At 68.9% G+C, this 12,351-nt stretch carries 9 protein-coding genes; all 9 read left to right on the top strand.

Annotated elements, in window-relative coordinates:
- Nucleotides 1-28: 28 nt before the first annotated feature.
- The 9 genes from G447_RS0101175 to purD all read left to right on the top strand — a co-directional run bounded on the left by G447_RS0101175 (nt 29) and on the right by purD (nt 12,349).
- On the top strand, nt 29-922 hold the full coding sequence (locus tag G447_RS0101175; protein WP_005871860.1) for a DUF58 domain-containing protein: 894 nt from the start codon (nt 29-31) through the stop codon (nt 920-922).
- A gap of 264 nt (nt 923-1,186) precedes the next feature.
- A complete protein-coding gene (locus tag G447_RS0101170) occupies nt 1,187-2,806 on the top strand; it encodes a SpaH/EbpB family LPXTG-anchored major pilin (RefSeq protein WP_026429732.1) in 1,620 nt (539 codons plus the stop codon).
- Between the two features lie 155 nt (nt 2,807-2,961).
- A complete protein-coding gene (locus tag G447_RS0101165) occupies nt 2,962-5,847 on the top strand; it encodes a CshA/CshB family fibrillar adhesin-related protein (RefSeq protein WP_026429731.1) in 2,886 nt (961 codons plus the stop codon).
- Nucleotides 5,848-5,897: 50 nt separating this feature from the next.
- Nucleotides 5,898-6,923 carry a class C sortase gene (locus G447_RS0101160; RefSeq protein ID WP_005871874.1) on the top strand — a complete coding sequence of 342 codons (1,026 nt, stop codon included), beginning with the start codon at nt 5,898-5,900 and terminating at the stop codon, nt 6,921-6,923.
- A 265-nt stretch (nt 6,924-7,188) separates the two neighbouring features.
- A complete protein-coding gene (locus G447_RS0101155; RefSeq protein ID WP_026429730.1) occupies nt 7,189-7,743 on the top strand; it encodes a hypothetical protein in 555 nt (184 codons plus the stop codon).
- Nucleotides 7,740-8,762 carry a vWA domain-containing protein gene (locus tag G447_RS0101150; RefSeq protein WP_005871870.1) on the top strand — a complete coding sequence of 341 codons (1,023 nt, stop codon included), beginning with the start codon at nt 7,740-7,742 and terminating at the stop codon, nt 8,760-8,762. The genes G447_RS0101155 and G447_RS0101150 overlap by 4 nt, the downstream gene beginning before the upstream one ends.
- Before the next feature lies 1 nt (nt 8,763).
- A complete protein-coding gene (locus tag G447_RS0101145; RefSeq protein ID WP_026429729.1) occupies nt 8,764-9,822 on the top strand; it encodes a vWA domain-containing protein in 1,059 nt (352 codons plus the stop codon).
- Entirely contained in the window at nt 9,812-10,936 is a 1,125-nt protein-coding gene (locus G447_RS0101140) for a hypothetical protein (RefSeq protein ID WP_051226168.1), read from the top strand. Before G447_RS0101145 ends, G447_RS0101140 begins: the two co-directional genes overlap by 11 nt.
- A gap of 87 nt (nt 10,937-11,023) precedes the next feature.
- Complete coding sequence (gene purD / locus G447_RS0101135) at nt 11,024-12,349, top strand: phosphoribosylamine--glycine ligase (protein WP_026429727.1); 1,326 nt, start codon at nt 11,024-11,026, stop codon at nt 12,347-12,349.
- Nucleotides 12,350-12,351 lie beyond the last annotated feature (2 nt).

Below are 12,351 nucleotides of genomic sequence, written 5' to 3'. Positions count from 1 at the left end.
TTTCCCGGCGAGGCGGAGGAGGACGAACGTGCCAGTAAGATCGCGTGAGATCCACGCGCTGTCGACGCGCATCCAGCTGCCCGTCATGCGCAAGCTCCTTTCCGTCATGGACGGGCAACACTCGGCGCTGAGGTGGGGGCGCGGCTGGGAGTTCATGGATCTGGCCCCCTACCAGCCCGGCGACGACGTGCGCGAGATCGACTGGGCGGCCACTGCCCGCACGGGGACCCCCACGATCAAGCGGCACGAGGCGACGGCGAACGTGCAGGTGATCCTGGTCGTCGACACGGGGCGCGAGATGGGCGCCCTGGCGCCGTCGGGGGAGCCGAAGGAGGACGTGGCGCTGACGGCGTGCGAGGCGATCGCCTGGTTGTCGGTGGCCAGGGGCGACCAGATCGGCCTGGTCGCCGGGGACTCGCGCAGGGTCCGTTTCATGCCCGCCCGCACGGGCAACGGCCACGCGGAGACGATCATGCGCCGCATCGCGGAGGACATCACCCTGGGATCCCCGCGCTCCGACGTGCCGCGTCTGCTGCGGCGCGCGCTCACGACGACGAGGAGGCGCTCCCTGATCGTGATCGTCAGTGACGAGACGCAGCCGCTGCCGTCGAAGGAGGCGGATGACGTCATCAAGTCCTTGAGTGTGCGCCATCAGGTGATGCAGATCTCTGTGGCCGACGTGGATCCGGCGGAGCTCGGCGCGGAGATGACGGTCATCGACGTCAACGAGGGTGTGCTGCCGGACTTCCTGCGCAGGGACGAGCAGTTGGCCAAGGAGGCCCGCAACGTTGCCGAGCAGCGCCGCGCGGCGGTCGCACGGATGCTCGACGCCCGGGGCGTCATCCAGGTGCGGGTGGCGTCCTCGGAAGAAGTGCCCCGTGCGCTCATGCGCGCGTTGGAGCGGTCGAGCCACCGCAAGTGAGAACGCTCCCGGACAGTGGCGGAGCCCCGTTTTCGAGCGGGGCGCCGCCGCTTTCCATGTCGGCGCCGCTGGTCAGCGTTCGGCCCCAATGGGGGAATGGGAGTGACGGGGACCGCAGGAGAACCTCCCGGTTCCCGGGGGAACTAACGTCCCCGTCACATTTTCCGGTAAATATCGTATTGGCTCAAAGGTTCCTCTATACTCATTACCGAATCACCCAATCCCGTCACCACACAGAGTGCGGAAGTTTTGAGAGGAAGACGAGTGAGCAGGAAACACGCGCCCCTCGGGCGGCGGATGATCGCCGCCGCCGGGGCCCTGAGCATCGGGGCGGCGGGCGTCATCGCGACCGGCGCCGCGGCCTTCGCCAAGGACCCGGCTTATGGCACCATTGATCAGAGCGCTATCGGCTCGATCATCGTCCACAAGCACCTGAAGAACGATTCGGGCACCATGGGCAAGGTCGATGGCACCGCTGACGCTGGTGGCGACGGCGTCGCGGACGTCACCTTCAAGGCGTTCAAGCTCTCCGGGCTCGACCTGTCCAAGCCCACCGACTGGGACAAGCTGTCCGCCCTGGCCGGCAATGTCCCGGCCAACGCCTGCGCGGATCCGACGGCCCCGACGCTCGGCGCCGGCGCGCCCGCGGTCGACGCCAATCCCGCTGCCGAGGGCACGACCAATGGCACCGGCGTGACCACCCTGGCGAACCTGCCGGTCGCCGCCTACCTGGTCTGTGAGACCAAGGCTCCCGCCAATATCGTCGAGAAGGCCAAGCCCTTCGTTGTGACGATCCCCTTCCCGAACACCACGAACGATGGCAACGGCAAGTGGCTCTACGACGTGCACGCCTACCCGAAGAACCAGAAGATCGAGATCGACAAGACCATTGCCGATCAGAAGGCCAACGGCTTCGGCCTGGGCTCGATCGTCGAGTTCCCCGTCTCCACGACCACGCCGAACCTTGACGCCGAGTCCCAGTTCACGTACTTCTACATGCGCGACAAGCTGGACTCCCGCCTCACCGAGGGCAAGGTCACCAAGGTCACCCTGGGCGACGAAACCCTGGTCGAGAACACCGACTACGAGCAGACCAACACTGACAACCTGGTCGTCGTCTCCTTCAAGCGCGCCGGCCTGGCCAAGCTGAAGGCCAACCCCGGCAAGAAGCTCGTGGCGATCTTCTCCGGCAAGGTCAGTTCCGTCGGCGACGGCACCATCAAGAACAAGGCCGACCTGGTCCAGGACACGACCTACGGCGCCGTCCCCCCGGACGAGCCGCCCTCGCGCCCCCCGTTCGAGCCCGACAATCCGCCGACCTCCCCCGAGGTCTCCACTGACTGGGGCAATGTCCAGCTCTTCAAGTACGACGGTGACACCGAGAACACCACCAAGGTTGGCGTCCGTGGCGCGAAGTTCAACGTCTTCAACGCCGCTGACCCCTACGCCGCCGACTGCTCCACCGCGACCAAGACCGGCGACCCCATCCCGGTGAGCATCAACGGTGGCGCGCCCCAGACCGACTTCGTCTCCGATGCGAACGGCATTGTGAAGATCGATGGCCTTTACGTCGGCGACTCCGTCGGCTCGGCCGGGCCCGGCTCGAAGGACGCCGCCAAGCGCTGCTACGTCGTCGAGGAGATCGAGGCCCCTGCTGGCTTCGTCCTGCCCCAGACGGCCACCACCCCCATCCAGGTCGCCAAGGGCGTTCAGACCCTCACCTCGTACAACGCCCAGATCTCCAACACCAAGCAGTCCGTGCCCCAGCTGCCCCTCACGGGTGCCAACGGCCAGCTGCTCATGACCATCGGCGGCGTCTCCCTGGCGCTCATCGCCGTGGGCTCCACCCTGGTCATCCGCTCGCGCAAGCGCGGCGAGGCCTGACAACCCCGGGGCCGCGGGGCTCTGCCCCGCGGCCCAGACCCTGCGCGGGTCGGCACGGCCGGGAGACCGGTTCCCCAGTCGTGCCGACCCGTGGCGCGTCCCCCACAGTATTTACATAATAAAGTTTTCCGTGAAACCTAGTCATTGGAGTTGAAGTGTCCCAACACGTCCGTCCACAGCCCCGCACCAGGCGGCTCGCGCGCTTCGTGGTCGCGTTCGTGGTCTGCGCGACCATCGGCGCCACCCCCGTCCTGGCCAATACGGCGCAACCGGCGCAAGCGGCAGTCGAGGGCATCCCCAGCAACTCACTGCCCGCGACCTTCGCCACGGGAGGCTCGGGGCGCTTCAAAGAATCCATCCAGTGGCTCCAATGGGCCGACTACGACACGAACTTCAAGGGTGTTGAGAAGCCCAACGTCCCCGTCCTCGACGTGGGGGAGAAGCCCAAGGACTTCGTCAACCACCGGGACCTCGGGGACGCGGGCTCGTTGGTCACCACCTGCACCCTGTCCAACCTCACCCATGACACCCCCGCGCCTGGAACCCCCAAACAGCAGTCCGAGGGTCCCCTGGTCGCCACCATCCCCGGCGCTTGGGCCGGTGACGCACTGGACAACCTCTACAACGTCGGCGGTCCCGGCTCGTGGAAGGACGGCTCCGAGGAGTGGCACGCCGGCCTCACCTACCCCCAGGACTACGTCAACAAGAACCAGATGGTGATCGGCCTGGCCAACGGCTACGCCTACAACGGGGGCAACGCCTGGGACGGGAAGAAGTGGAATGAGACCACGGACCACCGCCCCACGGGCTTCAATGCCCGCGTCAGCGTCGACTACAGCTGCAAGGCCGCGATCTACGGCAAGGACGGCTCCATCACCAATGTGCCCATCCAGGGCCTGGTCTTCGCCGACGCCGAGGCGTCCTCCAGGCGCTACGGCATCAAGAACTGGGCGACCAGCGACCGGCAGGATGAGTGGATCGAGGCCACGGTGAAGACGACCGCAGGCAACAAGCCCCCGCGCTGGAGGGTGCTCGACACCATTCGTTCGCGGCAGTGCATCAGCAAGAACACGGGCAAGCAGGTCACCACCGACGGCATCGTCTCCAACGGCTCGCGCACCCTGCGCCTCATGCCCTCTGACGATGAGTGCGTCTACCAGTCGGGCGGCAGCTACAAGAACCCGAACGGGTACGGCGGCCCTGACGCCGTTATGTTCATGGAGGGCGCCACCTCCGCCACCGTCACCCTGCAGGGCGCGGGGTACTCCGCCGTCGCCCTGGGCCTGGTCGTCGCCACCGACTACGGCGACGCCCCCGAGTCCTACGGCGTCGCCTCCTCCCTCTTCCAGCCCTCGTGGCGCGGGGGCGAGGTCAGGGCGACCACCGACCTCTTCCAGGTCTCCCCCCAGGCCGAGATGTACATGGAGAAGGGCTCCCCCCGCCTCGGCGAGCGCATCGACGCCGAGCCCATGCAGTCGTTCAGCGCCGACGCCAAGGGCGACGACATCGTCGGAGAGCCCAACGACGAGGACTCCATCACCGTGCCCGCGGACGGCATCCGCACCCAGCCCGGCGCCACCCACACCCAGGTCGTCACGTGCGAGGGCAACGGGAAAGTGGCAGGCTGGATCGACTGGAACCACAACGGCGTCTTCGACGACGCGGAGAAGTCCGACGAGGTCGCCTGCTCCGCCTCCGACAGCGCCACCCTGTCGTGGACTGTGCCCAACGATGTCGTGCGCTCCGTGGACGGCGAGGACGGCACCGGCACCGAGACCTTCATGCGGCTGCGCATCACCGCCGACAACAATGGCGACGGCCAGAAGCCCACTGGCGGCACCGCCACTGGCGAGGTCGAGGACTACCGCATCGCCGTGCGCGTGCCCACCCTGCAACTGGTCAAACAGGTCGATGACAAGTACTCCTCGAACGAGGTGGGCGGCCTGGCGGCCGACCAGTGGGCGCTGACGGGCGGGGCCAACGGCTTCACCCTGAGCGGCAATGGCACCACTGGCGGTCCGACGGTGGTGCGCACCGGGAAGAACGATATCGCGGAGACCACTACGAACCCCGCCGGCGCCGCCTACGAGTCCGGGCAGTGGAGCTGCAAGGAGGCGCCGGGGACCCGGGGCGAGAACTACTCCTCGTCCGTGACCGGGGCGACGGTCGACGGCAAGGGGCAGGTCCTGGTCCAGAACACCGACCGCGTCCTGTGCTCCATCACGAACACCGGCAAGCCCGGATCCCTGACCTGGCAGAAGGTCGACTCCGACGGGGCCACGCCCCTGGCGGGCACCAGCTGGCGCCTGAGCGGACCGGACGTGCACGGCAACCCCACAGTGGAGGACTGCACCGCGGGCCCGTGCCCCGCCGGCCCCTACAAGGACCAGGACCCCGTGCCCGGATCCTTCAAGGTTGACGGCCTCAAGTGGGGGACGTACACCATCCGCGAGGCCAGTACCCCCGCCGGGTACGAGCTGAACAACGCACGGCTCACCTTCCCGACGATCACCCCCGGCGCTCTGAACGCCGCCCTGGACAAGGCCGTCGTCAACGAGCGCAAGACCGGGTCCGTGACCTGGAAGAAGGTCGACGCCTCGGACGGCGCCACGCCCCTGGCGGGGTCGGAGTGGACGATCAGCGGCGGCGCACTGCCGAACGCGGTGACCATCGCGGACTGCCAAGCCGCCTCGGCCGCCCAGTGCCCCAAGTCCCCTGACGCCACGTACTACGACACGGACCCCGCAGCCGGATCCTTCACCGTGAAGGGCCTGCCGTGGAGCGAGAACGCCTACACCCTCACGGAGAAGAAAGCGCCCGCCGGGTACCGCCTGGACACGACGCCGCGCAACTTCACCATCGGCAAGGACGCGCTCGACTACGCCTTCACACCGATCACCAATGAGAAGCAGACGGTTCCGAGCCTCCCGCTCACCGGCGGATTCGGTGCTGACGCCTACCTGATCGGCGGTATCATCGCGGGCCTGGGCGCCGCTGGAGCAGGCGCGGCCATCAAGCGCCGCAAGAGCAGGCAGTCCTGACGCGACTGGGGGGAGCCCGCGCCCCGGGCTCCCCCCAGCGCAAACGCGCTATGACACGCATACCCCTACCCCACAGCGCGAGCGCCGCGCATGACGCCCCCGCTCCGCCCCCGCCCCCGCCCGCCAGCGGCTCCGCCTCCCCCAGCGCGCCCGCGGAAGGGGGGGCCAGTGCCCCCGCGGAATCCCGCGACCCCGCCCCCCGAGGGCGGAGGTGGAGGTTCTCGCCCCTGTCGCTGGTCCCCTCCCTGCTCGGCCTCGCGGGGCTGCTGCTCTTCCTGTACCCCTCGATCTCCGCGTGGGTCGCCCAGTACAACCAGTCGCAGGTCATCGCCCAGTACGAGGGCTCTGTGGGCCGCGCCGACCCCTCGGCGGACGAGCAGCTCGCCCTCGCCCACAGGTACAACGACGCCCTCAGCGCCGGCGCGGTGCTGGAGGCGAACACGAACGTGCCCACCGGCGACGGCACCTCGGGGGACCACAGCCTCGACTACAACTCCATCCTCACTGCGGATGGGACGGGCCTGATGGCCCGGCTGAAGGTCCCCGCCGCCGACATCGACCTGCCCATCTACCACGGGACCTCGGACGACACCCTGCTCAAGGGCCTGGGGCACCTCGAGGGGACCTCCCTGCCCGTCGGCGGCCAGGGGCAGCGCACGGTCATCACCGGGCACCGGGGGCTGGCCGAGGCGCGGATGTTCACCGACCTGGACAAGGTCGAGCTGGGCGACACCTTCACCTTCGAGGTCTTCGGCGAGGTCCTCACCTACAGCGTGATCGACAAGAAGGTCGTCGAGCCCGAGGAGACCGAGGCGCTGCGCGCCGATCCGGGGCGCGACCTGGCGACGCTGGTGACGTGTACTCCGCTGGGCATCAACACCCACCGCATCCTCATCACCGGGGAGCGCGTCTACCCCACTCCCCAGAGGGACGTGGACGCCGCGGGGGCCGTTCCCGAGATCCCCGGGTTCCCGTGGTGGGCCGTGGGCCTGCTGGGGGGAGTTTCACTGATCGGTGTCTACATATGGCGCTCCGGGTGCCCCTCCCGCTCGGAAAACCGCGCGAACGCTGAATGATTTATTAAAAACCCTGTTAAGTAATTTCGTTCTCTGGGGGAGTCCGCCCCGCGAGGGGGCCGCCTCCCGGCGATAGCACTATCGCCCCGGGCGTGGCACAATCAGGTGAACGCGGCGTCGGTACCAGCACGTGACCGGGTGGTCGGCCACCGGCGCCCCAATGGAACAGGGAAGAGAATCGGAATGGCACTACGAGCGACGGACGCGCCCCGCACCGCTCCCGTCCGCACCGCCCCGCCCGCCCGCGCGGGTGAAAGGGGCGGCTATGTCCGGTGACGCCACCGATTACCTCCGCGACCCCGTGATCTACCCGCACTGGATGTGGGTCGCGGGCGCTGCGATCCTGCTCCTCGTGGTCGGCTGGGTGGCCTACAGCCTGTGGAGCTGGTGGCACTCGCGCGAGCGCACCGTCACCGACCTGCAGAGCATTTCCGACGCCCGGCGTTCGCGCTACTACGAGTTCATCGACCAGATCGCCCAGCGCAACGCCAGTGGTGAACTCGACGAGCGCGGCACGCACCTGGCCATCGCAGGCCTCATGCGCGCCCTCGGCACCGAGCGCTCCGGACGCGACCTCGAGGTCGCCACAGTCGCCGAGATCCGCGCCCTGGTGCCCACATGGCCCCAGCTGGCGGAAGTCCTCGAGGCGTGCGAGGAGCCCAGCTTCGTTGGCGACGAGGAGGACGCCGCCCAGGACCGCGGCGCGCGCTCCGACAACCCCTTCCTGGCCGCCGGTTGGGACGTGGCGCCCCCGCCCTCGCCCCGCCGCCCCTCGGTGGACGGAATCCTGGCCCTCGCCTCGCAGGCGGTGGGCGCATGAGGTTCACATGGCTCGTCTTCGTCGTCATCGGCGTCGTCCTGGCCGCCACCGTCATCGGCTGGTGGCTGGCGCGCGACGCCGGCAAGCGCGCTGGCAAGAAAGGATGGGTGGCCAACACCGGCTACCTGAGGTCCCTCCCGAAGTACCAGGCGCTCGTGAGGCGGACCCGCCTCGTCTTCGCCTCCGCCGTGCTCTGCTTCTTCCTCACGGTCGTCGCCGTCGCCGTCAGCGCCGGTGCCCCGGTGGACCGCCAGGTCAAGCACGACAAGCTCTCCACCCGCGACATCGTCCTGTGCCTGGACGCATCCGGATCGATGATCCCCTACGACGGCAAGATCGGCGAGGCGTTCCGCCAGATCGTCGAGCACTTCTCCGGGGAGCGCATCTCCTTGCAGCTCTGGGACGCCCGCTCCGTCACGAAGTTCCCCCTCACCGACGACTACGCGCTGGCCGACGACGTGCTCAAGGAGATGAGCGAGATCATGGAGAACGGCTTCCAGGGCAAGAGCAGCTCGGGAGTGTACGTCTCCAACGAGCTGCTGGAGTACCTGGAGGACACCTTCGACTCCCAGGGGGGCAGCTCCTCCCTGGCCGGTGACGGACTGGCCTCCTGCGTGCTCGGCTTCGACCACTACGACCAAGAGCGCTCGCGGATGATCCTGCTGGCCACCGACAACGAGGTCCTCGGGGACCAGATCTACTCCTTGAAGGACGCGATCGATTTCGCGAAGCGGCAGAACGTCGTCGTCACCGCGCTGTACCCCTCCGACGGGTCCCCGTTCATGTCCAGTGAGGGACAAGAGCTCGAGAGGCTCGTCAAGGAGACGGGGGGCGAGTTCTACGACGCCTCCAACCCCGCCAGCGTGCAGGGCGTCATCGCGGCGATCGAGCAGCAGCAGAAGGTCGACCTCGAGGGATCGGGGGACGTCCTGGAGACGGACAAGCCCGCCTCGGCGCTCGCGTGGACGGTCCTGGGCATGTTCGCACTCTTCGGCATGATCGCCCTGGGGAGGGTGTGACATGGTATTCCGGCCAATCGCCCACATCGCGGTCATCATCGCGATCCTGATCATTGGCGCCGCCATGGTGTTCCTCATGTGGAAGCGCTCGGCGCGCCCGCACTTGAACGATGCCGTGCGCCGCGCGCTGGCCGTGGTCGTCGTGGCGCTCATCTGCGCGGGCCCCTCCGTGGAAGGCGAAGCGACCCAGGTCAGTTCCTCCGTCGAGGTCTACATGGTCATCGACCGCACCGGCTCCATGGCGGCCGAGGACTGGGACGGCAAGAAGCCCCGGATCGACGGGGTCCGCCAGGACGTCGCCACCATCCTCGAGAAGATGGCGGGCTCGCGCTTCTCCATCATCAGCTGGGACTCCGGCGTGCGCACCGAACTGCCGCTGACGACCGACTCCACGGCGGTGACCTCGTACATGGCGACCTTCGTCCAGGAGCTCTCCGAGTCCTCGCAGGGCTCCTCCCCGGACCGGCCCGCCGCCCACCTGGCGAAGATGCTGGAGAAGAACAAGGAGAAGCACCCGCAGAACCTCCGCACCCTCTTCGTCTTCACCGACGGGGAGACCTCCAACCAAGACCACTGGTCGGCCACCTCCCCCGGTCAGGAGAGCGACTGGGACCAGGTCAAGCCCTACATCGACGGCGGCCTCGTCATAGGCTACGGCTCCAAGGAGGGCGGGCCCATGAAGGTCAGGCGCATCGGCGCCGACCCCACTTCAAACGCCCAATCGGGCTCGGGAGGCGGCTCCGGGGAGGACGAATACATCCACGACCGCACGCAGGCCGGGAACCCCGTGGCGATCTCGAAGATCGACGAGGACAAGCTCCAGGCGATCGCCTCGCGCCTCGGGGTCGACTACATCCACTCGCCGAGCACCGCGGACATCGAGGGCAAGTGCTCCTCGCTCATGGACGGAGCCTCCGACGTGGCCGAAACCCGGAACCTGCTCTCCACATACCGGTACATCGTGTGGCCGCTCGCCCTCGTCCTGGGTGCCCTCATGGCTTGGGAGGGCGCCGCACTGGCAATACGCGCACGCTCTTTGAGGAGGTCCCATGCCATCTAACGGCCAGTTCCCGCCCGCCGGCCCCCCCTCCGCCGACCCCGATGACGTGCTCGTTCCCTTCGGCGCGCCCGAGGCGGACAAGGGCGACTCCTCGTCCAAGGCGAAAGCCGCGCGCGGCCCTGCCGCCAAGCCCCGCAGGTCCCGCAAGGCGTTGCGCCCGCTGCTGTGGTCCCTTCCCTTCGTGCTGATCGGCCTCGCCGCGTCCACGTACCTCATCGGCCTCACCCTGTGGTCCCGCGCCTCGCTGGGGCATTGGACCGACTCGGACTACACGAGCGCCCAGGCCGGCTACGAGGGGCAGAAGACCCTCACGAAGAGCGGTGTCGAGTCCTGGGTGGCCAACTACAACCTCGGGACGACGATGCTTCGCGAGGGCGACACCGAGGGCGGCATCGACCTGCTGCGCACGGCGAAGGAACAGGTTCCCACAGCCACGGAGATCGAGCCCGGCCGCATCGAGACCTACTCCTACGAGTGCCAGGTGCGCATCAACCTGGCCCTGGGCATCGAGATCCAGGGCGACGCGAAGGCCGCGTCGGACGACTGGTCCGGGGCCGCCACCGCGTACTCCGAGGCCAAGGACATCGTTTCCCCGTGCCAGTCCCCCTCCTCCAGCCAGAACCAGTCCGGCGGCGGGGACCAGTCCGACCAGCAGAGCGGCGGGCAGGGCGGTGGCGGCCAGTCCGACCAGCAGAGCGGCGGGCAGGGCGGTGGCGGCGGCCAGCAGGACCCCGGCGAGCAGGCGGACGACTCCACGGACCGCCTCGGCGACAAGGAGCAGCAGGCCAAGGACAAGCAGGACCAGGGCGGCCAGGGCCAGGACCAGCAGGACAAAGGCGGTCAGGGCCAGGACCAGCAGGACAAAGGCGGTCAGGGTCAGGACCAGCAGGACAAGGGCGGCCAGGGCCAGGACCAGCAGGACAAGGGCGGCCAGGACCAGCAGGACAAGGGCGGCCAGGGCAAGAACAAGAACAAGAACGAGGGGTACGACAACGAGAGTTCCTCGGACCGCCAGAAGCGCCAGGACCTGCAGAATAAGAACCGCGGCAACGAGAAGGACCGGCAGGACCGCTCCGACTCCAAGCGGTCCGGCAACCCGAACGGGGCGTGGTGAGCCCGCGTTCGCGACTGGGGCTGTGACGTGCGACCAGGAACGGGGCGGCGTCGTCGCCCCGGCCGCCCCGGTCGCTAGAATGGGACCGTGAAGGTCCTCCTCGTCGGCAACGGCGGGCGCGAGCATGCGATCGCCCGCGCGCTCGTGCGCACGTCCACCACCGACCACCCTGTTGAACTCGTCGTCCAAGCCGGCAACCCCGGCCTCGAGCAACTGGGCGACTCGCGCACCCTGGATCCCCTGGACCCCGACGACGTGCTGCGCCGCGCGCTGGGCGAGCAGGTGGATCTGGTCGTCGTCGGGCCGGAGGCCCCACTGGTCGCCGGGGTCGCAGACGCCGTCCTGGAACGGGGGATCCCCGTCTTCGGCCCGACCCGCGCAGCCGCGCGCCTCGAGGCCTCCAAGTCCTTCGCCAAACAGGTCATGGGGGACGCCGGCGTCGCCACCGCGGCATCGCGCACCTGCCGCACCATCGACGAGGCCGGGGCCGCCCTGGACGCCATGGGGAGCCCCTACGTGGTCAAGGACGACGCCCTGGCGGCAGGCAAGGGCGTCGTCGTCACCGGGTCGCGGGCCGAGGCGCTCGCGCACGCCGCGGCCTGTCTGGCCCGTCAGGGGGGTGCCGTCGTCATCGAGGAGTACCTCGACGGGCCCGAGGTCTCCCTCTTCTGCCTCAGTGACGGGGCCATAGCCCTCCCCCTGGTGCCCGCGCAGGACTTCAAACGCGCCGGCGACGGGGGCACGGGCCCGAACACCGGCGGCATGGGCGCATACAGCCCCCTTCCGTGGCTGCCCTCCGGCGCCGTGGAAGAGATCGTCCGCGACATCGCCCAGCCCGTTATCGACGAGATGGCCCGCCGGGGCACCCCCTTCGTCGGCCTGCTCTACTGCGGGCTCGCGATGACCTCGAGGGGCATCCGCGTCGTCGAGTTCAACGTCCGCTTCGGGGACCCTGAGACCCAGGTCGTCCTCGAGCGCCTCGATTCCCCGCTGGCGCCGCTGCTCCACGCCGCGGCGACCGGCTCCCTGGCCTGCGCCGCGCCGCCCGCGTGGTCCCCCGACGCGGCCGTCACCGTCGTCATGGCCTCCGGCGGCTACCCCGGGCCCACGGACACCGGCCACACCATCACGGGCATCGACGCCGCCGAACGACTCGACGGCGTCCACGTCATCCACGCGGGCACCTCCGAGGAGATCACGGACGACCCCGCCGATGTGGCGGCCGGCTGCTGCGGATTCGAACCCACCCTCGCCCTGGTCAACTCCGGGGGGCGCGTCCTCGACGTCGTCGCGCGCGCCGACACAGTGGAGCGCGCCCGCCAGCGCGCCTACGAGGCGGTCGGCCTCATCCGGTTCCAGGGCGAGCACCACCGCACCGACATCGCGACGTGGCCCGCCGGACTGGACGGCTGAGG

Source organism: Schaalia georgiae DSM 6843, from assembly GCF_000429245.1.
Classification (GTDB): domain Bacteria; phylum Actinomycetota; class Actinomycetes; order Actinomycetales; family Actinomycetaceae; genus Pauljensenia; species Pauljensenia georgiae.
Note: the sequence above shows the minus strand (reverse complement) of the source record. Positions and strands in the feature narration are given on the sequence as shown.

Coding starts and splice junctions, on each gene's coding strand:
- G447_RS0101160 (WP_005871874.1), top strand. CDS start 5,898: ATGACACGCATACCCCTACCCCACAGCGCGAGCGCCGCGCATGACGCC.
- G447_RS0101155 (WP_026429730.1), top strand. CDS start 7,189: ATGTCCGGTGACGCCACCGATTACCTCCGCGACCCCGTGATCTACCCG.
- G447_RS0101150 (WP_005871870.1), top strand. CDS start 7,740: ATGAGGTTCACATGGCTCGTCTTCGTCGTCATCGGCGTCGTCCTGGCC.
- G447_RS0101145 (WP_026429729.1), top strand. CDS start 8,764: ATGGTATTCCGGCCAATCGCCCACATCGCGGTCATCATCGCGATCCTG.
- G447_RS0101140 (WP_051226168.1), top strand. CDS start 9,812: ATGCCATCTAACGGCCAGTTCCCGCCCGCCGGCCCCCCCTCCGCCGAC.